Source organism: Mycolicibacterium xanthum (assembly GCF_019710635.1).
GTDB lineage: Bacteria > Actinomycetota > Actinomycetes > Mycobacteriales > Mycobacteriaceae > Mycobacterium > Mycobacterium xanthum.
The window spans coordinates 51,293-73,916 of sequence record NZ_JAIFZS010000055.1 but is presented as its reverse complement, the minus strand read 5'-3'; the positions used below and the strand labels follow the sequence as shown (position 1 = coordinate 73,916).

The 22,624-nt window shown below is 69.2% G+C and carries 24 protein-coding genes and 1 pseudogene; 18 read left to right on the top strand and 7 right to left on the bottom strand.

Features of this window, described 5'->3' with window-relative positions; genetic code table 11:
* Positions 1-93: 93 nt before the first annotated feature.
* Together JDV09_RS20395 and JDV09_RS20390 are read right to left on the bottom strand one after the other, a co-directional pair.
* Positions 94-816, bottom strand: a complete 723-nt coding sequence (locus JDV09_RS20395; protein WP_221370946.1) for a TIGR03089 family protein — start codon at positions 814-816, stop codon at positions 94-96.
* A gap of 1 nt (position 817) precedes the next feature.
* Entirely contained in the window at positions 818-2,293 is a 1,476-nt protein-coding gene (locus tag JDV09_RS20390) for an LCP family protein (protein WP_221370945.1), read from the bottom strand.
* Between the two features lie 66 nt (positions 2,294-2,359).
* Between JDV09_RS20390 and rfbD the strand changes: the two genes are divergently transcribed.
* The 6 genes from rfbD (at position 2,360) to JDV09_RS20360 (ending at position 7,372) form a co-directional block, all read left to right on the top strand.
* Entirely contained in the window at positions 2,360-3,229 is an 870-nt protein-coding gene (gene rfbD / locus JDV09_RS20385) for a dTDP-4-dehydrorhamnose reductase (protein WP_221370944.1), read from the top strand.
* 40 nt (positions 3,230-3,269) lie between these two features.
* Positions 3,270-4,163 (top strand): glycosyltransferase family 2 protein, encoded by an 894-nt coding sequence (locus JDV09_RS20380; protein ID WP_221370969.1) that lies wholly within the window; start codon positions 3,270-3,272, stop codon positions 4,161-4,163.
* Positions 4,163-5,242, top strand: coding sequence for a mannose-1-phosphate guanylyltransferase ManB (manB, locus tag JDV09_RS20375; protein ID WP_221370943.1), 1,080 nt, complete (start codon positions 4,163-4,165; stop codon positions 5,240-5,242). Before JDV09_RS20380 ends, manB begins: the two co-directional genes overlap by 1 nt.
* Positions 5,243-5,451: 209 nt before the next feature.
* Positions 5,452-5,781, top strand: coding sequence for a nuclear transport factor 2 family protein (locus tag JDV09_RS27545; protein WP_372452985.1), 330 nt, complete (start codon positions 5,452-5,454; stop codon positions 5,779-5,781).
* Positions 5,687-5,926, top strand: a complete 240-nt coding sequence (locus tag JDV09_RS20365) for a hypothetical protein (RefSeq protein ID WP_221370971.1) — start codon at positions 5,687-5,689, stop codon at positions 5,924-5,926. Before JDV09_RS27545 ends, JDV09_RS20365 begins: the two co-directional genes overlap by 95 nt.
* Before the next feature lie 132 nt (positions 5,927-6,058).
* A complete protein-coding gene (locus JDV09_RS20360) occupies positions 6,059-7,372 on the top strand; it encodes an adenylate/guanylate cyclase domain-containing protein (protein ID WP_221370941.1) in 1,314 nt (437 codons plus the stop codon).
* Positions 7,373-7,395: 23 nt separating this feature from the next.
* On the opposite strand, the gene JDV09_RS20355 is transcribed toward JDV09_RS20360, so the two are convergent.
* The 3 genes from JDV09_RS20355 to cofD all read right to left on the bottom strand — a co-directional run bounded on the left by JDV09_RS20355 (position 7,396) and on the right by cofD (position 10,350).
* Entirely contained in the window at positions 7,396-7,932 is a 537-nt protein-coding gene (locus tag JDV09_RS20355; protein ID WP_221370940.1) for an NUDIX hydrolase, read from the bottom strand.
* Positions 7,933-8,023: 91 nt separating this feature from the next.
* Positions 8,024-9,367: a coenzyme F420-0:L-glutamate ligase gene (locus JDV09_RS20350; RefSeq protein ID WP_221370939.1), complete on the bottom strand. Its 1,344-nt coding sequence runs from the start codon at positions 9,365-9,367 to the stop codon at positions 8,024-8,026.
* Positions 9,364-10,350 carry a 2-phospho-L-lactate transferase gene (gene cofD, locus JDV09_RS20345; RefSeq protein ID WP_221370938.1) on the bottom strand — a complete coding sequence of 329 codons (987 nt, stop codon included), beginning with the start codon at positions 10,348-10,350 and terminating at the stop codon, positions 9,364-9,366. The genes JDV09_RS20350 and cofD overlap by 4 nt, the downstream gene beginning before the upstream one ends.
* 434 nt (positions 10,351-10,784) lie before the next feature.
* On the opposite strand from cofD, the gene JDV09_RS20340 reads away from it, so the two are divergent.
* The gene (locus JDV09_RS20340) at positions 10,785-11,051 is read left to right on the top strand and encodes a WhiB family transcriptional regulator (protein WP_221370968.1); all 267 of its coding nucleotides are present in this window, start codon (positions 10,785-10,787) and stop codon (positions 11,049-11,051) included.
* 55 nt (positions 11,052-11,106) lie between these two features.
* On the opposite strand, the gene JDV09_RS20335 is transcribed toward JDV09_RS20340, so the two are convergent.
* The gene (locus JDV09_RS20335) at positions 11,107-11,529 is read right to left on the bottom strand and encodes a metallopeptidase family protein (RefSeq protein WP_221370967.1); all 423 of its coding nucleotides are present in this window, start codon (positions 11,527-11,529) and stop codon (positions 11,107-11,109) included.
* Between the two features lie 131 nt (positions 11,530-11,660).
* Between JDV09_RS20335 and JDV09_RS20330 the strand changes: the two genes are divergently transcribed.
* From JDV09_RS20330 to manA, 4 genes are all read left to right on the top strand, one after another.
* A complete protein-coding gene (locus JDV09_RS20330) occupies positions 11,661-12,080 on the top strand; it encodes a DUF3499 domain-containing protein (protein ID WP_221370937.1) in 420 nt (139 codons plus the stop codon).
* A gap of 183 nt (positions 12,081-12,263) precedes the next feature.
* Positions 12,264-13,661 (top strand): phosphomannomutase/phosphoglucomutase, encoded by a 1,398-nt coding sequence (locus JDV09_RS20325; RefSeq protein ID WP_221370936.1) that lies wholly within the window; start codon positions 12,264-12,266, stop codon positions 13,659-13,661.
* The gene (locus JDV09_RS20320; protein ID WP_221370935.1) at positions 13,658-14,764 is read left to right on the top strand and encodes a TobH protein; all 1,107 of its coding nucleotides are present in this window, start codon (positions 13,658-13,660) and stop codon (positions 14,762-14,764) included. Before JDV09_RS20325 ends, JDV09_RS20320 begins: the two co-directional genes overlap by 4 nt.
* Before the next feature lie 5 nt (positions 14,765-14,769).
* On the top strand, positions 14,770-15,996 hold the full coding sequence (manA, locus tag JDV09_RS20315; RefSeq protein ID WP_221370934.1) for a mannose-6-phosphate isomerase, class I: 1,227 nt from the start codon (positions 14,770-14,772) through the stop codon (positions 15,994-15,996).
* A gap of 35 nt (positions 15,997-16,031) precedes the next feature.
* Here manA and JDV09_RS27690 read toward each other — a convergent pair.
* Positions 16,032-16,316 (bottom strand): annotated as a pseudogene (locus tag JDV09_RS27690) (hypothetical protein); the annotation flags it as partial.
* Between JDV09_RS27690 and JDV09_RS20310 the strand changes: the two are divergent.
* From JDV09_RS20310 to JDV09_RS20280, 7 genes are all read left to right on the top strand, one after another.
* Positions 16,267-17,727, top strand: a complete 1,461-nt coding sequence (locus tag JDV09_RS20310) for an amino acid permease (RefSeq protein ID WP_221370966.1) — start codon at positions 16,267-16,269, stop codon at positions 17,725-17,727. The pseudogene JDV09_RS27690 and the gene JDV09_RS20310 sit on opposite strands and share 50 nt — an antisense overlap.
* A gap of 333 nt (positions 17,728-18,060) precedes the next feature.
* Positions 18,061-19,239, top strand: a complete 1,179-nt coding sequence (locus JDV09_RS20305; RefSeq protein ID WP_255605712.1) for an alkane 1-monooxygenase — start codon at positions 18,061-18,063, stop codon at positions 19,237-19,239.
* On the top strand, positions 19,236-19,397 hold the full coding sequence (locus JDV09_RS20300) for a rubredoxin (RefSeq protein WP_221370932.1): 162 nt from the start codon (positions 19,236-19,238) through the stop codon (positions 19,395-19,397). Before JDV09_RS20305 ends, JDV09_RS20300 begins: the two co-directional genes overlap by 4 nt.
* 115 nt (positions 19,398-19,512) lie before the next feature.
* A complete protein-coding gene (locus tag JDV09_RS20295; protein ID WP_221370931.1) occupies positions 19,513-19,701 on the top strand; it encodes a rubredoxin in 189 nt (62 codons plus the stop codon).
* Between the two features lie 99 nt (positions 19,702-19,800).
* On the top strand, positions 19,801-20,433 hold the full coding sequence (alkX, locus tag JDV09_RS20290) for a TetR family transcriptional regulator AlkX (protein ID WP_308124186.1): 633 nt from the start codon (positions 19,801-19,803) through the stop codon (positions 20,431-20,433).
* Between the two features lie 186 nt (positions 20,434-20,619).
* Positions 20,620-22,077, top strand: a complete 1,458-nt coding sequence (gene ahcY, locus JDV09_RS20285; protein ID WP_221370929.1) for an adenosylhomocysteinase — start codon at positions 20,620-20,622, stop codon at positions 22,075-22,077.
* A 1-nt stretch (position 22,078) separates the two neighbouring features.
* On the top strand, positions 22,079-22,594 hold the full coding sequence (locus JDV09_RS20280) for a hypothetical protein (RefSeq protein ID WP_255605695.1): 516 nt from the start codon (positions 22,079-22,081) through the stop codon (positions 22,592-22,594).
* Positions 22,595-22,624 lie beyond the last annotated feature (30 nt).

Genomic DNA, 22,624 nt, shown 5'->3' with positions numbered 1-22,624 from the left:
CGAACCTTCCGTTTGCCAAAACTGTCACGCCCAGACACGCAGAAGTGTCCACAAGGAACCTGAGAGCAGCGTGTGGCTTGGGAAACGAAATGGTCACGGTATGGTTCGCGTCAATTTCTCGTTAATTCTTCGGCGGTCCAGCAAATCGGGGTCGAGATTCGCCATCTGCACCAGTGAGGCGCCGATCACGTAGACCGAGAGCAGGTGCGCCACCAGGTCGTCGGCGCTGTCCCAGCCGGCCGTCGACCCGATCCGGTCGGTCGCGGCGAAGCCCTGTCGAGCGGCCGACTCCCGGGCCGCGGCAAGCACGTCGTCGACCGAGCGTCCGTCCAGCGCCGGCCCCGGCGCACGCTCCGGCACGACCTGATCGCCTTGCACCCGAACCGAAGTCGCGTAATCGGTCACCCCGACCGGCAGATCGGGCGCCGGCTTGCCGAACGGGTCCAGCGACAACACCACGACCTCACCCATCCCCACCGCCGCATCCGCCTCGTCGATCCGGTCGGCGGTGCACAGCGCCACATCGGCCTCGACACCGGAACCGCTGTTCAACACCACCTCTGCGCCGATCCACCACACGCCGAACAGCACCGCGGCCGTCTGCCAATGGGCGGGCAGCAACACGGTGATTCTGCTACCCGGGCCGGCGCCGAGTTCGTCGCGCAGCAGGTTGGCGGTCTTGGCGGCCCAGTTCGCCAGCGTCACGGTGGACAGCTCGATGCGCTCACCGGTGGCGTCGTCGTAGTAGGTGATGCGCGGCCCGGCCGGGTTGGCGGCCAGCAGCGGATCGAGGATCGCCGAGCTCAGGTTGGTCACGTCAGTTGACGCACGCCGGGTCGTCGGCGCCGGCCGTGATGATCGGGGAGGGTACGGTGTCCCCGGTGTCCGACACGATGTCCGTCGCGGTCGGGTCGGCACCCATCAACGTGACGTCGGTGCCGTCCAGCCCCGCGCCGGGTCCGGTGTAGTCGTCGGCCAGCACCACCCGCACCGAGCCGGGCGACACCGTGGCGTCCTGCTCCACCGGCAACCCACCGAGCTCGAGGGCGACCTGCTGCGCGCCCAGATCGTCGGACTTGGCCGCCTGCACCACGCTGCCGGTCACCACGACGCCCTCGGTGTTGCCGACCTCGCCGGGGCGGAAGCCCTTGGTCGTCAGCACGTGGGACACCGCGGCGGCCAGCCCGTTGACGTCGGTGCCGTTGAGCACTTCGACGGTGGTCTTGTCCGGGCTGTAGGCCAGTTCCTCGGTCTTGCCCTCGTCCTGGTCGTTGAGCAGGCCGGTGACCCAGTCCTTCACCTCGGTCGGGTTGACCCGGACCACCGACTGCATGCCGTCGTCGCTCCAGCCGGCCTCCTCGACGATTGGGATGGTCGCGAACGCGACGTTGCCGCCGGCCAGGTTCTGCAACTGCTCGACGAAGTCCATGATGTCCCAGCCCTCCGACAGCACCACCGAGCGCTGCACGGCCTCCTGCAGCCGGTTCAGCGTCGCCGGGCTGGACAGCGTCTTGCCGGAGATCACCTCATGGGCCAGCGAGGCCATTACCGCCTGCTGGCGGGTCACCCGGTCCAGGTCGCCGCGCGGCAGGTCGTGGCGCTGGCGCACGAAGCTCAGCGCCTGCGGGCCGGTCAGCCGCTGCCAGCCGGCCGGGAAGTCCGCACCCGACAGCGGCTCGTACACGGCGTCGCGCAGGCAGACGTCGACACCGCCGAGCGCGTCGGTGATCAGCGCGAAACCGAGCAGGCCGATCTCGGCGTAGTGGTCGACGGTGACACCGGTGAGTTTGGCGACCGTCTTGATCAGCTCCTCGCGGCCGGCGGCGACGGCCTCCGGCTCGGCCACCGACGGGTCCTCGCCCTGCTCCTCGACGAGCTCCTTCATCTTCTCCAGATGCACCGAGCCGTACACGCCGTTGATCTTCATCTTGCCGATGCCCGGGGCCTCGACGTAGGAGTCGCGCGGAATGGAGATCGCCGTCGCCGAGCGCCCGTTGTTGGGGATGCGTACCAGGATGATCGTGTCGGTGTTGGTCGACTCGTCGTCGCCGGCGCGCAGCGTGGCCAGTTCGTCCTGGCTCAGCGGATTGCCGTGCGCGTCGGTGCGGCTGTCCAGGCCGACCAGCAGGATGTCGATGGCCCCGTCCTCGCCACCCTCACCGAGCGTGATCGGGCTGACGTGGTTGATGCCCGACTCGAACGAGCGGATCTTGCCCCACGCGACGCCGGTGGTCACCACGATGGCCATCGCGACGGCCACCGAGATCACACGCATCAAACGAGCTACAGGCATTTGCCCAGGCTACTGGCGAGCAGGCGGGGAGCCGGGTAGCCGAGATCGGCGTGCCAAACTCGTTACATGAACGGCCGCATCGTCATTCCGGGAGCCGGCGGCATGGTGGGCCGGGTGTTGGCAGGTCAGGCCCGTGCGCAGGGCCGCGACGTGGTGGCGCTCACGCGATCGGAGTGGGACATCACCGACGCGCTGGCTGCTGCACGGTTCATCGAGGCCGGCGACGTGGTGATCAACTGCGCCGGCTACACCAAGGTCGATGCCGCCGAGGCCGAACCCGAGCGCGTGGCCGCGGTCAACACCACCGGCCCCGAGACCATCGCCCGCGCATGTGCCCGCGCCGGTGCCGACTTCATCCACATCTCCACCGACTACGTGTTCAGCGGGGACTTCAGCGCGGTGCCCGGCGGCGGGCCGCGGCCCTACGACATCGACGACGCCACCGGGCCGCTGTCGGTGTACGGGCGCACCAAGCTGGCCGGCGAGTTCGCGGTGCTGGCGGCCATGCCCGACGCCCACATCGTGCGCACCGCGTGGGTGTACCAGGGCCGCGACGGCACCGACTTCGTCGCCGTGATGCGCCGGGCGGCGCTGGGCGACGGCGTTGTCGAGGTGGTGGCCGACCAGATCGGCTCGCCGACCTATGCCGAAGACCTGTGCACCGCGCTGCTGCAGATCGCCGACGGCGCGATCCGGCAGCCGCTGCTGCACGCCGCCAACGACGGTGCGGTCAGCCGCTTCGAGCAGGCCCGGGCGGTGTTCGCCGAGCTGGGCGCCGACCCGTCGCGGGTGCGGCCGGTCGGCAGCGATGAGCATCCCCGTCCCGCCCCGCGGCCGCCGTATTCGGCGCTGTCGGCGCGCAGGTCCGCCGAGGCCGGGCTGACACCGCTGCGGGGGTGGCGTGAGGCGCTGTGCGCGGCGCTGTCGGTTGCCTGACCCGCGCTACCCTCTACGCCGTGGGATGGGTAGGCCGCCGGTGAGCGACGAACTCTACGTCGTGACGGTGACGTATTCGCCGGGACCGCATCTGGACCGGTTCCTGGCCACCCTCGCGCACGCCACCGACCGGCCGGTGACCGTCGTGATGGCCGACAACGGCTCCACCGACGGCGCCCCCGAGGAGGCCGTCGAGCGCTACCCGAACGTGCGGTTGCTGCGCACCGGGTCGAACCTGGGCTACGGCAGTGCCATCAACCGGGCCGTCGCCGAATACGGGTTGACCTCCGGCACGGACTTCTTCATCGTCGCCAACCCCGACGTGCAGTGGGGGCCGGGCAGCATCGACCTGATGCTCGAGGCGGCCTCGCGCTGGCCGAACGCCGGTGCGCTGGGCCCCCTGATCCGCGACCCGGACGGCTCGGTGTACCCGTCGGCGCGTCACCAGCCCAGCATCGTCCGCGGCGGCATGCACGCCGTCGTCGGCCCGCTGTGGCCGACCAACCCGTGGACGGCCGCCTACCGTCAGGACCGCACCGATCCCAGCGAACGCGCGGTGGGCTGGCTGTCCGGCTCGTGCCTGTTGCTGCGCAGCGAGGCGTTCGCCACGGTGTCCGGCTTCGACGAGCGCTACTTCATGTACATGGAGGACGTCGACCTGGGAGATCGGCTCGAGGCCGCGGGCTGGCAGAACGTCTACGTGCCCGCGGCGGAGGTGTTGCACGACAAGGGCCACTCCACCGGTCGCGACCCGGCCCGCAATCTGGCGGCGCATCATGTCAGCACCTACACTTTCCTGGCGGATCGCTACCCGTCGTGGTGGCAGGCGCCGCTACGGTGGGCGTTTCGGGGGGCACTGGAGACGCGGGCCGGCCTGGTCGTCCGGAACTCCCGCCGGAAGGCTCGGCGGGCACAGGCGAAAGGGCGGCAGTGATGGTCAATCCGGCAGAGGTGGACGCCGTCGTGCTGGTCGGCGGGATGGGCACCCGACTACGGCCGCTGACGCTGTCGGCGCCCAAGCCGATGCTGCCGACCGCGGGCCTGGCGTTCCTGACCCACCTGCTGTCGCGGATCGCCGCAGCCGGCATCGAGCACGTCGTGCTCGGCACCTCCTACAAGGCGGGCGTGTTCGAGTCGGAGTTCGGCGACGGCTCCAAGATGGGCCTGCAGATCGACTACGTCGTCGAGGACGAACCGCTGGGCACCGGCGGCGGCATCGCCAACGTCACCCCCATGCTGCGCCACGACACCGCGGTGGTGTTCAACGGTGACGTGTTGTCCGGGTGTGACCTGCGGGCGCTGCTGGATGCGCATACGGCCAAGGACGCCGACGTCACGCTGCATCTGGTCCGCGTCGGCGACCCGCGTGCATTCGGTTGTGTGCCAACGGACGCCGACTCGCGGGTGACGGCGTTTTTGGAGAAGACGCAGGACCCGCCGACCGACCAGATCAACGCGGGCTGCTATGTGTTCAAGCGCGCTGTGGTCGAGGGGATTCCGAAGGGCCGGGCGCTGTCGGTGGAGCGCGAGGTGTTCCCCGGTCTGCTGGTCGACGGCCACCGGGTGTTCGGCTACGTCGACGCCACCTACTGGCGCGACATGGGCACGCCCGAGGACTTCGTGCGCGGGTCGGCGGATCTGGTGCGAGGCATCGCGCCGTCGCCGGCGCTCAATGGCCATCGCGGGGAGTCGCTGGTGCACGACGGCGCCAGCGTGGCGCCAGGGGCGCTGTTGATCGGCGGCACGGTGATCGGCCGCGGCGCCGAGATCGCCGGCGGGGCGCGACTGGACGGCGCGGTGATCTTCGACGGGGTGAAGGTCGGGGCCGGTGCGGTGATCGAGCGCTCGATCATCGGCTTCGGCGCGCACATCGGGCCGCGGGCGCTGATCCGCGACGGGGTGATCGGCGACGGCGCCGACATCGGGGCGCGCTGCGAGCTACTGCGTGGAGCCCGGGTGTGGCCGGGCATCACCATCCCCGACGGCGGCATCCGCTTCTCGAGCGACATCTAGTTTTGCACCCGTAGCTCCCGCGACTGGCCAAAGTGCATTTCACCAGCCGCAGGACATCTATTCCTTGGTGAAATCCACGCCCTGCCCCCGAGGAAGGGGTGTACTGAACCACAGCTGGTCTTTGGCATCCCCTTTGATGCTTGGAGGTAATCACGACAACTGGTGAGACCGAAGCCGCACGGGTCGACGAGGTTCTTGTCAACAGCATCGTGGAACGTGCGGCGGCCGCTTTTAGCGCCCACGATCCCGACGGCTTCGTTGCGCTGATGACCGAGGACGTGATCATCGAACACAGTGCCGCACCCGCGCCCATGCATGGACGCGCCGAGGTAACAGCGTTCTACACGAACATGTGGAGGGGCTATCCCGATCTGACACTCGAGCTGATGGACGGACTCGTTCTTCCATCCACACGCCCCACGAATCAGCCTGAACTGGCTCGCAGTGGGCACCCAGACCGGGCAGCTCGACCCACCGGGCCTCGCGCCCCCTGGCAAGCGCGTGGAGTTCGACGTTCGGGAGATCGCCGAAATCCGTGATGGGCTCGTGAGCCGGATACGGATTGTGGTCGACATGATGGATGTCATGCGGCAACTCGGCATGTTTCCTGCGCGTGGCAGCCAAGGAGAGCGAGCGATCGCCCTGATGCAGCGGCTACAAGCGAAACTGGTACGACGCCGCTGAAACTGTCTTGAGGATGGGCCCGCTGAACGGTGGCGTGTCGAGTTGGCAACGATTGCGCTTAATGGAATTCAGGGAGCGCTCTGGTAAAGCACAATCGGCTGTCGGCGCGCCTCCGGGAACTAGACTTCTGCGATGTTCTCGGAGACGCGCTACGCGCTGAACGGGGACCTGCGCGTGGCCTATCGCGCATCGCGTGAAGGTCCGCGCGACATCGTTTCCGTCGCGAACTGGTTCAGCTGCTGCGAGGTTCTCCCGGAAGTACCGTCCATTCGGGGTTGGCTCGAGGCGATGACGTCGCTCGGTCGATATGTCCTCTTTGACCAGCCGGGCACGGGGGCTTCCGATCCCGTCACGCCCGAGGCGCTGCCGACGTTGGAGCAATGGGCCGACAGCATCACCGCGGTGCTCGACGATTTGGGTAGTCGCGAAGCTGTTCTCGTCGCGTCCAACGCTGCGTTCGCGCCCGCTGCGCTGTTCGCGGCGACACATCCGTCCCGCACCACGGCACTGGTCGTTCTCGGCGGTTTCGCGGACGCCGCTGGTACCGCACTCGCCCAAGACGAAGCGCGAGCTGCGAATCTCCGCATGTGGGGCAGCGGGAAGGTCCAACATCTACTGAACCCGGACATGCCGTGGAACGAAGAGATCCGGGCGTCGTGGGCACGAATGGAACGTCTGGCGGTGAGCCCCAGGACGCTAGCCCTGGTGAGACCCCTCGCGATGGGAATGGACGTGCGGGCAGTGCTACCGACAGTCCGCGTACCAACGCTCGTCCTCCACCACACCGACTGCGTGGCAATTCCGCCCGCCAAGGGCAAATACATCGCCGATCACATACCTGGCGCCAAATATGTTGAGCTGCCGGGCCGCAACTGGTATCACACCGTTGAACCAGAATGGCGCGCGTCGTTCCAGGAGATCCACGCATTCCTCACTGGCCACAACGCTGACGTGATTGCTGATCGGGTTCTGACAACGGTGCTCTTCACCGACATCGTGGAATCGACGCGGCGTGCAGCGGAGATCGGCGACCGGGACTGGCACACCTTGCTCGACGCGCACGACGCTGTCGTCCGTTCGCAGCTCGCGCGGTTTCGAGGCCGCGAGGTGAACACGTCAGGCGACGGATTCCTTGCAATGTTCGACGGCCCGCAGCGGGCGATCCGCTGCGCCATGGCGATCCGTGATGCGGTGCAGGCACTCGGTATCGAGGTGCGGGCCGGGTTGCACACCGGCGAATGCGAGATCCGGGGCGATGACATCGGTGGGATCGCCGTGCACATCGGTGCGCGCGTGAGCGGATTGGCCGGGCCGAACGACGTGCTCGTGTCCAGCACGCTGCGTGACCTCGTGATCGGCTCAGGGCTCGAGTTCGAAGACCGCGGCGCTCACGAACTCAAGGGCGTGCCGGGCGAGTGGCGCTTGTTCGCCGTCGCCTCTCCATAGTGCTTGGCCGGGGTGTTTGCGCCTCAGCGCGCTTTCGCGGCGGCGGCCAGCTGCGCCAGGCCGTAGTCGGTGTCGTCGGGCAACTCGGCCAGTGGCCACCAGCGCAGGTCGAGCGACTCGTCGCTGCACACGAACTGCGCGCCCGCGGGCGCGTGCACGATGAACTGCACGTCCAGGTGCCGGGTCGGCACCCCCAGCGAGCAGGTCACCGGATGCACGTGCAGCGCCGCCGGCTCGGGGGAGATGGTCAGCCCGGAGATGCCCGACTCCTCGGTCGTTTCCCGCAGTGCCGCCGCGATCAGGGTCTCGTCCTCGGGCTCGCAGTGCCCGCCGAGCTGCACCCACCGCCCGATGCGCGGGTGCAGCGTCAGCAACGCCTGGCTGCCGGTGTGGTCGAGCACCAGCGCCGAGGCGGTGATGTGGCCCGGCACGCTTGCCCGCATGCAGGCATCGGGGCGGGCGTCGAGGAACGCCAGCACCGCATGCCGCAGCGAGTCCTGCCCCGGATCGGCCGGTCGCCACGCGCTGAGCACCTCGACGGCCGAGGCGTGCAGGCTCATCGGTACCTTCTGCTCTTCATCGATGGCTCCTCGCCCGAGGGCTCGTCGCGGCGCAAGCGCTCATCGGCACCTCTGCTCTTCGCGCAGGCGCTCATCGCCGCACCAGAAGGTCGTCGGTGGGCACCGGGTCGCGGGGACCGGCCGGTCCGTCGAGGGGATGGCCGATTGCGATCGCCCCTAATGGCTCCCAGTCCGCGGGCACCCGCAGCCGTTCGCGCACCAGCTGCGGGGCGAAGATCGTCGAGCCGATCCAGCAGCTGCCGAGGCCGCGCACCGCCAGCCCCACCAGCAACGCCTGGACCGCCGCCCCGGCGGCGACGGTGAACATCGTGTGCTCGGCCGCGGTGCGCGCGGCATCCGGATAGCTGTGTGCGCCATCGGGAACCATGAACGGGATGACCAGTTCGGCTGCGTCGTAGAGGATCTGGCCGCGGCCGACCCGGCGCTCGACCGCAGAAGGGTCACGGCCGTCGCCGAGCAGATCGGCGCGCCACCGGTCCTTCATCGCGTCGAGCAGTCCCCGCCGGACGGCTGGGTCCTGCACCCAGACGAAGCGCACCGGCCGGGTGTGGTGCGGCGCGGGCGCGGTCAGCGCCTCCCCGACCGCGGCCTCGATCAACGCTGGGTCCACCGGCTCGTCGCTGAAGCTGCGCACCGAGCGGCGCAGCAGCTGTGCCTGCGAGCGGCCCAGCGCGATGGCCTCCTCGGTGCCGAGCCAGAACAGGTCCTCCTCGCCGGGGCGCACCAGCGCGCGGGCGGTGGATCCGTCGTCGCGCAGCCTCAGGCCACGCACCACCGCGACGGGCACCGCGGTCAGCTTGCCCTTGACCAGATCCGCCGCCGCGGCGATCTCGTCGGCGACGGCGATCTCGGTGACGATCAGCTCATTGCCGTGGCGGTCGTGATCCCCGGCGTAGCCGTGCAGCACGGTCAGGCCGGCGGCGCCGATGGCGACGTCGGTCTGCCCGGTGCGCCACGCCCGGCCCATGGTGTCGGTCACCACCACACCCACACGCACCGCCAGTCGCTTCTGTAACTCCTGCACCAACTTCGACGCGCTGCCGTCGGGATCGACGGGCAGCAGCGCGAGTTCACCCGAGTCGACGTTGGATCCGTCCACCCCGGCGGCGGCCTGCACCAGCCCGAGCGCGTTCTCGGTGATCAGCGTGCGCCCCTTGCGGGCCAGCACCCGCACCGCCTCGCCGTCGATCAACTTGCGTCGCAGTGCGTCCCGCAGTTCGGGGTCGGTCGGTGCGTCGATCATCCGGCCCTCGCACTTGGACAGCACCTTGCTGGTCACCACCACGACGTCGTCGTCGCGCAGCCACGGTGCGGCCGCGGCGATGGCGTCGGCCAGGTCGTCGCCGGGCCGGAACTCCGGCAGGCCGGTGACGGGCAGCAGTTCCACCGGTGCCGAGGTGCCGTGGTCGTTCACGGCCGCACCCCGGCCAGATCCATTCCGGCGCGCACCATCTCGGCGGTGACCGCCGGGCTCTTCATCAGCAGCGGAATCGAGCGCACCGCGATGCCGTCCAGCGCGGCGTCATCGCCGTCGTGCACCAGCCAGCCGTCCAGGATCCCGGTGCCCGAGCGGGCGCCGTGATACGCGCCGACCGCCTCGGAGGCGCTCTCCACGCCGATCACCGACAGGCATTCATCGGCCATGCCGCGCAACGGCTTTCCGCCGATGATGGGGGAGTAGCCGATCACCGGCGCCGGGGTGGCCCGAAGTGCGGCGCGGACGCCGCCGACCATCAAGATCGGTCCGACGCTGACCACCGGGTTCGACGGTGCGATGAAGACGATGTCGGCGCCCTCGATCGCCTCGGTGACCCCCGGCGCGGCCGTGGCGTTCTCCGCGCCGATGAACGCGAAGCTGTCGGTGGGCACCTTCGCGTGGTAGCGCACCCACCACTCCTGGAAGTGGATGGCCCGCTTCTCGCCGTCCTCCGGATCGGTGATGACGACGTGGGTTTCGCAGCGGTCGTCGCTGGCGGGCAGCAGCCGCGCGCCGGGCGACCAGCGCCGGCACAACGCCTCGGTCACCTGGGAAAGCGGATAGCCCGCCCGCAGCATCTGGGTGCGCACCAGATGGGTGGCCAGGTCGCGGTCGCCCAGGCCGAACCAGTCCGGCTGCACGCCGTAGGCGGCGAGTTCCTCCTTGGCATTCCAGGTTTCGTCGCGGTGGCCCCAGCCGCGCTCGGGATCGATCCCGCCGCCGAGGGTGTACATGCAGGTGTCCAGGTCCGGACAGATCCGCAGGCCGAACATCCACGCGTCGTCGCCGATGTTGACCACCGCCGTCAGCTCGTGTTCTGAGATAGGGTCGTGACCGAACTGGCCCAGGCCGAGCAGGTGCTGCACACCGAGCAGGAAGCGCGCACCGCCGACGCCGCCGACCAGAACCGTGACCTTCACACCGACCGAGACTAGGCGGTTTGTCCGCCGCAGATCGGGCGGGTGGCCCCCGGTGCGGGACAGGGTGACAGACACGCCAAAGCGCGACGCGCCGTTTTTCTGTCACGGAATGGTATGAATTTCTGTTCTATCGCTTGACCGATGCAGCTCACGCGTGTGTAATCACACCAGTGTCATTTCGCGGTCGCCGACCGGTTCTGGTGTCGCAGACCGAGATTCGATCACTTGTTCGAATTGGGATGGCCACACATTTCATAGTGGGGCTGGCATTTAACGGATCTACGAGAATTGTGGAGGAGGCGAACATGGCTTTCGAGCAGCCCGATTTCGGTGAAATCCGGTTCGACACCGGGCTCCTCGGAACGGTGGGAAGTGCACCGCACATCCAGACCGGGCCGACGCCGACTGGCGCGACCGGACGTCCCCAACTGAGTTTGGTGCCGTCGCACGCCGAGTTCTTCGAAGACGAGGCCGAGGACGCCGAGGATCAGTGGCAGGAGCGTGCGCTGTGCGCGCAGACCGACCCCGAGGCGTTCTTCCCCGAGAAGGGCGGTTCGACCCGCGAGGCGAAGCGGATCTGCTTGGGCTGCGAGGTGCGCGACGCGTGCCTGGAGTACGCGCTGGCCCATGACGAGCGCTTCGGCATCTGGGGCGGCCTGTCCGAGCGGGAGCGTCGCCGCCTCAAGCGCGGCATCATCTGACGCCCGCCGGCGCACCCGGGCACGTCAGCGTTGACGCGCCCCTGATCCTCCAGAGTTAGTCCTCGTCGAGCGTCGGGTCGATGACCGACGGTTCGACACCCAGATAGGTGGCCACCTGAGCCACCAACAGTTCATGCAGCAGCTCGGTCAACTCGAGAGTGTCCTTGGCTCGACGCTCGATCGGCTTGCGGAACAACACAATTCGCGCCCGCGTGGAGTTGCCGCGGACATCCACCCCGGCAGGAATCAGCCGGGCCAGCGCGATCGGACCATCGGCGATCACCTCCGGCGGCCACTGCACACTGTCCGGATCCTTGGGCGCGATGCGCGGAATCTCGTCGACCGCCACATCCAGCGCCGACACGCGGTCCTGCCAGCGTCGCTCGATCGGTTCGTAGGCTTCCAGCACCGCCATGTCGAAGTGTTCCGCGCGGCTGCGCCAGGCCGGAACGGTCGGCGGGAGCAACGGTCCCCGCATCTCGCGGCCCCGTCGCGACCCCCGATGGTTGCGCAAGCTCACGAAAAAGATCGTAACGGTTGGGCTTCGGCCGCCCCACGACTGCGCGTGTCCGCCGCGATCGGGGCGATTGCGCACGATAGCCTTCCGCTGTGAATGTTGCCCGTCGCTGCTGCCGGCCCGGGTGTCCTCACTACGCTGTCGCGACGCTGACGTTCGTGTACTCCGACTCGACGGCCGTGGTGGGGCCGCTGGCCACGGTGTCCGAGCCGCACTCGTGGGACCTGTGCGTCATGCACGCCGGCCGGATCACCGCACCGCGCGGCTGGGAGTTGGTGCGCCACGCCGGTCCGCTGCCGCCGCACCCCGACGACGACGACCTGGTCGCGCTCGCCGACGCGGTCCGGGAGGGCAGGGACGGCGCCGCGCCCGCGGCCGGCTTCACCCCGGGCTTCTCCGACCCGGTCACCGGCGCCCTCGGGGGCGCGTTGATGGCGCCGCCGGCCCGCCGGCCGGAGACCAACGGCCGACGCCGGGGCCACCTGCGGGTGCTGCCCGACCCCACCGACTGAGCCATCCAGCGCCGAACTGGCATTCCAGCAGGCGTTCACTCGCATTTCGCCTGCCGGAATGCCATTTCGGCGGACGGTGGTGCCAGTTCGGCAACGGCGGCGCCGAGGGTGGGACTAGTGGCCATGGCCGTCGCACGCGACGGCTAGGCTTGGCGGTACCGGTTCTGTCGTTCAAGGAGCTCTATGTCTCGTCCCGCCGCGGCGGTGCAGCGCGTCATCAAGGCCTATGACGTGCGTGGGCTCGTCGGCGAAGAGATCGACGAGGCATTCGTCGCCGAGGTCGGCGCCGCGTTCGCCCGACTGGTCCGCGACAGTGGGGGATCGGATGCCGGCCAGGTCGTCACCGGGCACGACATGCGGACCAGCTCGCCGACGCTGGCCGCCGCGTTCGCCGACGGGGTCACCGGCCAGGGCCTCGACGTCGTGCGCATCGGGCTGGCCTCGACCGATCAGCTCTACTTCGCCTCCGGGATGCTCGACTGCCCGGGCGCGATGTTCACCGCCAGCCACAACCCGGCCGCCTACAACGGCATCAAGCTGTGCCGCGCCGGGGCCAAGCCGGTCGGCAAGGACACCGGCCTGACCACGATCAGCGACGAGGTCATCGCCGGCGTGCCGGGCTTCGACGGGCCGCGGGGCACCGTCACCGACCGCGACGTGCTCGCCGACTACGGCGAGTTCCTGCGCTCCCTGGTCGACGTGAGCTCGCTGCGCCCGCTGAAGGTCGCCGTCGACGCGGGCAACGGGATGGCCGGGCACACCACCCCGGCGGTGCTGGGCCCGATCCCCTCGATCACGCTGTCGCCGCTGTTCTTCGAACTCGACGGAACCTTCCCCAACCACGAGGCCAACCCGCTGAACCCGGCCAACCTGGTCGACCTGCAGGCCCACGTGCTGGAGATCGGTGCCGATATCGGGCTGGCCTTCGACGGCGACGCCGACCGCTGCTTCGTCGTCGACGAGAAGGGGCAGGCGGTCTCGCCGTCGGCGGTCACCGCGCTGGTCGCCGCCCGCGAGCTGACCCGCGAGATCGGCGCGACGGTCATCCACAACCTGATCACCTCGCGCGCGGTGCCCGAGCTGGTCACCGAGCGCGGCGGCACGCCGGTGCGCTCCCGGGTCGGGCATTCCTACATCAAGGCGTTGATGGCCGAGACCGGCGCGATCTTCGGCGGCGAGCACTCGGCGCACTACTACTTCCGCGACTTCTGGGGCGCCGACTCCGGGATGCTCGCCGCGCTGCACGTGCTGGCCGCGCTCGGCGATCGGGACCGCCCGCTGTCCGACATGATGGCCGACTACCAGCGCTACGAGGCCTCCGGCGAGATCAACTTCACCGTCACCGACGCGCCCGCCGCGGTGGACTCGGTGCTCAGGGCGTTCGGCTCCCGGGCGCAGGGCATCGACCACCTCGACGGGGTGACCGTCGACCTCGGTGACGGCAGCTGGTTCAACCTGCGGATGTCCAACACCGAGCCGCTGCTGCGGCTCAACGTGGAGGCGCGCACCGCCGAGGACGTCAACGATTTGGTGGACGAGATCGGCTCCCACATCACCGCCGGTGTCAAGGAGCCGACGTGAACGCGACCTCGGCGGCCGTGGTCGACCTCGACGACGCCGACGGTCTGCTGGGCGCCGACCGGCTCGGGCTGCTGCGCGCCGCCTCGATGGCCGGCGCGCAGGTGCGGGCCGCCGCGGCCGCGCTCGACGAGGGCGACCTCGAGGAGTTGCGCTCCGACGTGCCGCCGCGCACGGTGGTCTGGGTGGCCGGCCGCGGCAACGCCGACACCGCGGGAACGCTGCTGGCCGCGGTGCTGGGCGGTTCGGTGGGCGCGCCGATCGTCGTCGCCGCCGAGGCCCCGCCGTGGATCGGCGCACTGGACGTCCTGGTCGTCGCCGGTGACGACGCCGGGGACCCGGCGCTGGTCGCGGCCGCTGCGACCGGGGTGCGGCGCGGCGCCCGCGTCGTCGTCGTCGCGCCGTTCGAGGGCCCGCTGCGCGACGCCACCGCCGGGCGCTCGGTGGCGCTGCCGCCGCGGCTGCCGGTGCCCGACGACTTCACGCTGGTCCGCTACCTGGCCGCCGGGCTCGCCGTGCTCGACGTCATCACCCCCGGGGTTCGGGCCGACCTGGCCGGGCTGGCCGACGAACTCGACGCCGAGGCGTTTCGCAACAGCGCCGGACGCGACCTGTTCACCAACCCGGCCAAGGCGCTGGCCAACCAGATGTCCGGACGTGACGTCGTCTTCGCCGGCGACACCGCGGCCACGCTGATCCTGGCGCGGCACGCCTGCACGGTGATGCTGCGCATCGCCCACCAGACGGTGGCCGCCGCCGGGCTGGCCGACGTGCTGACCGCGATCGGCACCGGCTGGGGCCGCGGAACCGGCGCCGACGACGCGCTGTCGATCTTTCACGACGAACAGATCGAAGGGCCGCTGCCGGCGCGCACCCGCACCTTCGTGCTGACCGCCGACGCCGACCGGCCCGCGATCTCGGCGCGGCTGCGGGGTTTCGACGACGTCAATGTGGTCAACGCCGACGACGTGCCGGACGTCGAGGTCGCCGGGGACGAGCCGGGCCCGGTCCCGGCGCGCGGCCCGGGGCGGCCCGAACAACAACTGGCGTTGCTCGCCGTGCGCCTGGAGATGGCGGCGGTCTACCGGCGACTGGTTCGGGGTTGAGTCGGGTGTATCTGCTCAAGGGCGCGGTCCGGACCTATGCGTGGGGCTCGCGAACCGCGATCGCCGACTTCACCGGGGCCCCGAGCCCGACCGCCCACCCTGAGGCCGAGCTGTGGTTCGGTGCCCACCCCGGCGACCCGGCGTGGCTGCGTAGCGACGCCGGCGAGCGGTCGCTGCTCGACGCGTTGCACGCCGATCCCGAGGGCGAACTCGGGCCGGTGGTGCGCGGCCGGTTCGGCGACACCCTGCCGTTCCTGGTGAAGGTGCTCGCCGCCGACGAACCGCTTTCGCTGCAGGCACATCCGAGCACCGAGCAGGCCATCGAAGGGTTCGCCTGCGAGGAGCGCGCCGGACTACCGGTCACCGCGCCGGACCGCAACTACCGCGACCGCAGCCACAAACCCGAGATCATCATCGCGCTTGACCAGTTCGAGGCCCTGGCCGGCTTCCAGCCTCCCGCCCGGTCGGTGCAGTTGATGCGGGCCCTGCGCGTCGACGCGCTGGACCCGTTCATCAACCTGCTGGCCGGTCAGTGCGACGCCGACGGCCTGCGCGCGCTGTTCACCACCTGGATCACCTTTCCGCAGCCCGACCTCGACGAGCTGGTGCCGTTGGTGATCGACGGGGCGATCAACTACGTGCGTTCGGGCGCAGAAGAATTCGAGCGTGAGGCCAAGACGGTGCTTGAGCTCGGCGAACGGTACCCGGGCGATGCCGGCGTGCTGGCCTCGCTGCTGCTGAACCGGCTGACGCTGCAGCCCGGCGAGGCGATCTACCTGCCCGCCGGCTGCCTGCACTCCTACCTGCAGGGCGTCGGCGTGGAGGTGATGGCCAACTCCGACAACGTGTTGCGCGGCGGCCTGACCCCCAAGCACGTCGACGTGCCCGAGTTGCTGCGCGTACTCGACTTCACCCCGGCCACCGACATGTTGGTGCGCCCCGAATCACTGCGGGACGGCGCCGAACTCGTCTATCGCACGCCGGCGCCGGAGTTCGCGGTGTCGGTGTTGTGCGTCGACGGCGATCAGCTCGGGCACGAAATCGACGCGCCCACCCGTCACGACGGGCCGCAGATCCTGCTGTGCGCACAGGGATCGGCGACGGTGCAGGCCAAGACCAGCACGGTGGGGGTGAGCCGCGGCACCGCGGCATGGGTCGGCGCCGACGACGGCACGATCAGGCTGACCGCGCAGGAGCCGACACGGTTGTTCCGGGTGACGGTGGGGATCTGATCTTCCCTGCGGGCGAGGTGTGGCGCACGGCCCGACAGCCGCGCCGGCGCCACGTATAGGCCGTCCAGCAGGCCGAACCGGCGCAGAAAATCCTTCGCCGGAACGGGATCGGACTCGCCGGAACCGACCGCTCGATCGACTGCTCTCGGGCGGCGCACGATCCCGATGCTCGCTGACGGTCGCGTAGCCGCCGGTGTTGGCCAATGGACCCATCGGGTCCCAGCGCAGTGGGTACATTCCGCTGAGAGGGTGACGAAAGAGGAACGGACGATGGACCACGCGGTGGGCCGATGGCGCACGAAATCGGTGGAGCAGTCCATCGCCGACACCGACGAGCCCAGCACCAAGCTGCGCAAGGCCCTGACCTGGTGGGACCTGACCGTCTTCGGTGTCTCGGTGGTCATCGGGGCCGGTATCTTCACCATCACCGCGTCCACCGCGGGCAACATCACCGGGCCCGCGATCTCCATCTCGTTCGTGCTGGCTGCGATCGCCTGCGGGCTGGCCGCACTGTGTTACGCCGAGTTCGCCTCCACCGTGCCGGTCGCGGGCAGCGCCTACACGTTCTCTTACGCGACGTTCGGCGAGTTCGTCGCCTGGATCATCGGCTGGGACCTGATCCTGGAGTTCGCCGTCGCGGCGGCCGTCGTGGCCAAGGGCTGGTCGAGCTATCTGGGCACCGTGTTCGGCTTCGCCGGCGGCGTAGCGGATATCGCTGGGCTGCAACTGGATTGGGGAGCGCTGCTGATCATCGCGTTCGTCACCGCGATCCTGGCCTGGGGGACCAAGCTCTCTGCGGGGGTCAGCCTGGCGGTCACCGTCATCAAGGTCGCGGTGGTGCTGCTGGTGGTGGCGGTGGGGGCGTTCTACATCAAGACGGAGAACTACACGCCGTTCATCCCGCCCGCTGAAGGGGGCGAGGGTGGATCGGGGGCCGAGCAGTCGCTGTTCTCTCTGCTGACCGGCGCCGAGGGCAGTCACTACGGGTGGTACGGCCTGCTGGCCGGCGCGTCGATCGTGTTCTTCGCGTTCATCGGGTTCGACATCGTGGCCACCACGGCCGAGGAGACGGTGAATCCGCAGCGCGACGTCCCGCGCGGCATCCTGGCCTCGCTGGGCATCGTCACCGTGCTCTACGTCGCGGTGGCGATCGTGCTGACCGGGATGGTCAGCTACACCGACCTGCGCGACGCCGAGACGCAGAACCTGGCCACCGCGTTCGCGCTCAACGGCATCGACTGGGCGGCCCAGGTGATCTCGATCGGCGCGCTGGCGGGCCTGACCACGGTGGTCATCGTGCTGGTGCTGGGGCAGACCCGGGTGCTGTTCGCGATGTCGCGCGACGGGCTGCTGCCGCGGGGGCTGGCCAAGACCGGGGGACACGGCACGCCGGTGCGGATCACGCTGTTGGTGGGCGTCGTCGTCGCGGTCACCGCGACCGTCTTCCCGATCGGCAAGCTCGAGGAGATGGTCAACATCGGCACGCTGTTCGCGTTCGTGCTGGTGTCGGCGGGGGTGATCGTGCTGCGGCGGACCAGGCCGGATCTGTCGCGGGGGTTCCGCACGCCGTGGGTGCCGGTGCTGCCGGTGCTGGCGATCGTCGCGTGCGTGTGGCTGATGCTGAACCTCACCGGGCTGACCTGGATCCGGTTTGGGGTCTGGATGGCGATCGGCGTCGTCGTGTATTTCCTGTACGGCCGCCGCCACTCCCTGGTCGCCCGCCGCCGCTGAGCCTCTTCCCTCCTTGTTGCGTTGTTGAGCGAGCGCGCGTGCCTGCACGTGGACACGCCGCTCGCGCCGGCATTTTGTGCGCCGTCGTCGCTGGTGAGCGTGCACTTCCGCACGCGACACACCGCGCGTCGGCGTGCAGACACACCCGCTCGCCGGAACTCGTGGTTTTACAAAATATGGATCTCTGTCTAGACAGGCGACAAATGGTGCTTTAGAGTCAACCTCAATGGGTGACCGCACTCACAGCAAGGAGGCAATCGAGTGAACACCGAGATCGACACCACCGAGAACGATGTTGAGCAGTGGCGCGACAAGAAGCGCTACCTCTGGCTGATGGGGCTCATCGCCCCGACGGCGCTGTTCGTGATGCTGCCGTTGGTCTGGGCTTTCAATCAGCTGGGCTGGCACGCCGCGGCGGTGGTGCCGCTGTGGATCGGCCCGATCCTGCTCTACATCCTGCTGCCCGCACTGGACCTCAGGTTCGGGCCCGACGGGCAGAACCCGCCCGATGAGGTGATGGAGCGGCTGGAGAACGACAAGTATTACCGCTACTGCACCTACATCTACATCCCGTTCCAGTACGCCAGCGTGATCTTCGGCGCCTACCTGTTCACCGCGTCGGACCTCAGCTGGCTCGGCTTCGACGGCGGGCTGAGCTGGCCGGCCAAGATCGGGCTGGCGCTGTCGGTGGGCCTGCTCGGCGGCGTGGGCATCAACACCGCCCACGAGATGGGCCACAAGAAGGACTCGCTGGAGCGCTGGCTGGCCAAGGTCACGCTCGCGCAGACCTGCTACGGGCACTTCTACATCGAGCACAACCGCGGCCACCACGTCCGGGTCGCCACGCCGGAGGACCCGGCGTCGGCCCGCTTCGGTGAGACGTTCTGGGAGTTCTTGCCGCGCAGCGTGTTCGGCAGCCTGAAGTCGTCGTGGGAACTGGAGGCCGCGAGGCTGCGGCGGGCCGGTAAGAGCCCGTGGCACTGGTCCAACGACGTGCTCAACGCGTGGGCGATCTCGGTGGTCCTCTACGGTGCGCTGATCGCGGTGTTCGGGTGGGCGCTGATCCCGTACATCGTCATCTCCGCGGTGTTCGGCTTCACGCTGCTGGAGGCGGTGAACTACCTCGAGCATTACGGGCTGCTGCGGCAGAAGAACCCCAGCGGGCGCTACGAGCGCTGCGCGCCGGTGCACAGCTGGAACTCCGATCACGTCGTGACCAACCTGTTCCTTTACCACCTGCAGCGGCACAGCGACCACCACGCCAACCCGACCCGGCGTTACCAGACGCTGCGCAGCATGGAGGGTGCGCCCAACCTGCCCAGCGGCTACGGGTCGATGATCGGGCTGACGTACTTCCCGCCGCTGTGGCGCCGCGTGATGGACCACCGGGTGCTCGAGCACTACGACGGCGACATCACCAAGGTCAACATCCACCCGCGGGTGCGCGACAAGGTGCTGGCCCGCTACGCCGCAGACCAGGAGCAGCAGGCGGACCAGGCGGCGGCGCGATGAGCGCCCACCGCTGCCCGGGCTGTGGCTATGTCTATGACGAGGCCACGGGCGCCCCGCGCGAAGGGTTTCCCGCCGGCACCGCGTGGGGCGACGTGCCCGACGACTGGTGCTGCCCGGACTGTGCGGTCCGCGAGAAGGTCGACTTCGAACCCGCTTAGCCCACGCTTAGCCCCGTTGACACTGCGCTCACGGCGCCGAAGTGCGAGTGATCGCCGCCGTGAGCGCAGTGCCAACGCAAGAGAACGCAAGAGAACGCAACAGAAAGGAAGACAGATGAGCGACACCGACTACAAGCTGTTCGTCTGCGTGCAGTGCGGCTTCGAGTACGACGAGGCCAAGGGTTGGCCCGAGGACGGCATCGCCCCCGGCACCCGCTGGGACGACATCCCCGAGGATTGGAGCTGCCCGGACTGCGGCGCGGCCAAGTCCGACTTCGAGATGGTGGAGGTCGCCCGGTCGTGAGCGCGCGCTGGCTCCCCGCGAGCGCGCGGTGCTGCACGCGCCGCGCGGCGCGGCGCCGTGCAGACCCGCGCTCTCGCGGAAAATGAGGGAGGAAGGGATATTGTCGCGCGTGTGAGCAGCACCAACAGCCGACGGGTCTCCTACGCCGAGGCGTCGCGGGTGCTGCTGCGCGACTCGATCCTCGACGGCATGCGCGAACTGCTGCTCAGCCGGGACTGGTCGGCGATCACGCTGTCCGACGTGGCCCGCGCCGGCGGAATCTCCCGCCAGACCATCTACAACGAGTTCGGTTCCCGGCAGGGCCTGGCCCAGGGGTATGCGCTGCGGCTGGCCGACCGGCTGGTCGACCAGATCCACAACGCCATCAACCACAACGTCGGCGACGTGTACGCGGCGTTCCTGCAGGGCTTCCGCGACTTCTTCATGGAGTCGGCGGCAGACCCGCTGGTCATCTCGCTGCTGACCGGGACCTCCAAGCCCGACCTGCTGCAGATCATCACCACCGACAGTGCGCCGATCATCACGCACTGCTCGTCGCGACTGACCGAGTCGTTCATGGACAGCTGGGTGCGGTGCAGCGAGGAGGACGCCGGGGTGCTGGCCCGCGCGATCGTCCGGCTGGCGATGAGCTACATCTCGATGCCGCCGGAGGCCGACTACGACGTCGCCCGCGACCTGGCCCGGTTGATGACCCCGTTCGCCGAACGCTACGGCGTCATCGACGCCCCATAAGGCCCGGCGGAGCGTGCTCATCACCGGGCGGTACGGTGTCAGGGATACCGCTTAGCCGGCAGAGCGCCCACCGCGCGCCTGTCCCGCGAGCCCGCAGGCTATGCGTGTCGGCATGGGTGTCCGCACGGCGCCGCCGCTGCGTCCCCATGCGATCCCGGCAATGACGAACAACAAAAGGGGCTCTAGATGACTGCGCTGACCGCCGATGTCCGCAACGGTCTCGATTTCAAGGTCGCCGACCTGTCGCTGGCCGACTTCGGGCGCAAGGAGATCCGCCTCGCCGAGCACGAGATGCCCGGCCTGATGGCGCTGCGCCGCGAATACGCCGAGGTTCAGCCGCTCAAGGGCGCGCGCATCTCCGGCTCGCTGCACATGACCGTGCAGACCGCGGTGCTGATCGAAACGCTGACCGCCCTCGGCGCCGAAGTCCGCTGGGCGTCCTGCAACATCTTCTCCACCCAGGACCATGCCGCCGCGGCCGTCGTCGTCGGACCCAATGGCACCCCCGAGGAGCCCAGGGGCATCCCGGTGTTCGCCTGGAAGGGCGAGACCCTCGAGGAGTACTGGTGGGCCGCCGAGCAGATGCTGACCTGGCAGGGAAGCCCGGCCAACATGATCCTCGACGACGGCGGCGACGCCACCATGCTGGTGCTTCGCGGCGCCGAGTACGAGCGGGCCGGCGTGGTGCCGCCCGCCGAGGACGACGACCCCGCCGAGTGGAAGGTCTTCCTGGCGCTGATCCGGGCGGGCTTCGAGACCGACAAAACCAAGTGGACCACGATCGCGAAGTCGGTCAAGGGTGTCACCGAGGAGACCACCACCGGGGTGCTGCGGCTCTACCAGTTCGCCGCGGCCGGCGAGCTGTGCTTCCCGGCGATCAACGTCAACGACTCGGTCACCAAGTCCAAGTTCGACAACAAGTACGGCACCCGGCACTCGCTGATCGACGGCATCAACCGCGGCACCGACGTGCTCATCGGCGGCAAGAAGGTGCTGATCTGCGGCTACGGCGACGTCGGCAAGGGCTGCGCGGAGTCGCTGGCCGGCCAGGGCGCCCGTGTCTCGGTCACCGAGATCGACCCGATCAACGCGCTGCAGGCGCTGATGGACGGCTTCGACGTGCGCACCGTGGACGAGGCGATCGGCGAGTCCGACATCGTCATCACCTCGACCGGCAACAAGGACATCATCACCCTCGAGCACATGAAGGCGATGAAGGACCAGGCCATCCTCGGCAACATCGGCCACTTCGACAACGAGATCGACATGGCCGCGCTGGAACGCTCCGGCGCCACCCGGCTCAACATCAAGCCGCAGGTCGACCAGTGGATCTTCGGCAGCGGCAAGTCGATCATCGTGCTGTCCGAGGGCCGGCTGCTCAACCTGGGCAACGCCACCGGCCACCCGTCGTTCGTGATGAGCAACAGCTTCTCCAACCAGGTCATCGCGCAGATCGAGCTGTGGACCAAGAACGACGAGTACGACAACGAGGTGTACCGGCTGGCCAAGAAGCTCGACGAGAAGGTGGCCCGCATCCACGTGGAAGCACTGGGCGGCGCTCTCACCCGCCTGACCAAGGAGCAGGCCGAGTACATCGGCGTCGACGTCGAGGGGCCGTACAAGCCGGAGCACTACCGCTACTGACATGGTTGCGGTGAATCGGGCGCGCACAACGACCGTGGCGGTCGGTGCGCGCGCCCGACTCGCGGCGGCGCTCGGCGCCCTGCTCGCCCTGACCGCATGCCAGCAGGCGCAGCAGGAGGAGCCGGCCGGCACCGCGCCACCGCCGCCGGTGGTGCGCCACGACGTCGAGGAGCTCGCCCGGATGTTCCCCGCGCTGGGCACCCCGGTGTCGGCGTCGTGGATCCGCTGGGACAACGGTGACCAGTCCGCGGTCAAGGTGGTCTGGATCGACGCCGTCGTGCAGGTCACCCCGGCCACCATGGATGAGCTCGTCTCCGGGTACGCCTCCGAGGACCGCGGGCAGCATCCCGCGGTGCAGAAGGTCCTCGAGCCCGACGTGCCACCCGGGCCGTTCCGCACCGGCGTCGACCTGAACATCGCCTTCGACGGCGACCGGATCAGCACCCGGGTGTTCCTCGACGAGCAGCGCGACACCGTCGTGCTGCAGTCCTGGAAGATGGGGCGCGGGGGCTCCTAGGCCGCGGCGGTGGGCGACCCTTTGCCGGAT

What these genes read in the sequence shown, in the direction of transcription:
- JDV09_RS20390 (WP_221370945.1), bottom strand. Translation starts at nt 2,293, where the DNA reads ATGCCTGTAGCTCGTTTGATGCGTGTGATCTCGGTGGCCGTCGCGATG.
- rfbD (WP_221370944.1), top strand. Translation starts at nt 2,360, where the DNA reads ATGAACGGCCGCATCGTCATTCCGGGAGCCGGCGGCATGGTGGGCCGG.
- manB (WP_221370943.1), top strand. Translation starts at nt 4,163, where the DNA reads ATGGTCAATCCGGCAGAGGTGGACGCCGTCGTGCTGGTCGGCGGGATG.
- JDV09_RS20360 (WP_221370941.1), top strand. Translation starts at nt 6,059, where the DNA reads ATGTTCTCGGAGACGCGCTACGCGCTGAACGGGGACCTGCGCGTGGCC.
- JDV09_RS20355 (WP_221370940.1), bottom strand. Translation starts at nt 7,932, where the DNA reads ATGAGCCTGCACGCCTCGGCCGTCGAGGTGCTCAGCGCGTGGCGACCG.
- JDV09_RS20335 (WP_221370967.1), bottom strand. Translation starts at nt 11,529, where the DNA reads ATGCGGGGACCGTTGCTCCCGCCGACCGTTCCGGCCTGGCGCAGCCGC.
- JDV09_RS20325 (WP_221370936.1), top strand. Translation starts at nt 12,264, where the DNA reads ATGTCTCGTCCCGCCGCGGCGGTGCAGCGCGTCATCAAGGCCTATGAC.
- JDV09_RS20310 (WP_221370966.1), top strand. Translation starts at nt 16,267, where the DNA reads ATGGACCACGCGGTGGGCCGATGGCGCACGAAATCGGTGGAGCAGTCC.
- JDV09_RS20305 (WP_255605712.1), top strand. Translation starts at nt 18,061, where the DNA reads ATGGGGCTCATCGCCCCGACGGCGCTGTTCGTGATGCTGCCGTTGGTC.
- JDV09_RS20300 (WP_221370932.1), top strand. Translation starts at nt 19,236, where the DNA reads ATGAGCGCCCACCGCTGCCCGGGCTGTGGCTATGTCTATGACGAGGCC.
- JDV09_RS20295 (WP_221370931.1), top strand. Translation starts at nt 19,513, where the DNA reads ATGAGCGACACCGACTACAAGCTGTTCGTCTGCGTGCAGTGCGGCTTC.
- ahcY (WP_221370929.1), top strand. Translation starts at nt 20,620, where the DNA reads ATGACTGCGCTGACCGCCGATGTCCGCAACGGTCTCGATTTCAAGGTC.
- JDV09_RS20280 (WP_255605695.1), top strand. Translation starts at nt 22,079, where the DNA reads ATGGTTGCGGTGAATCGGGCGCGCACAACGACCGTGGCGGTCGGTGCG.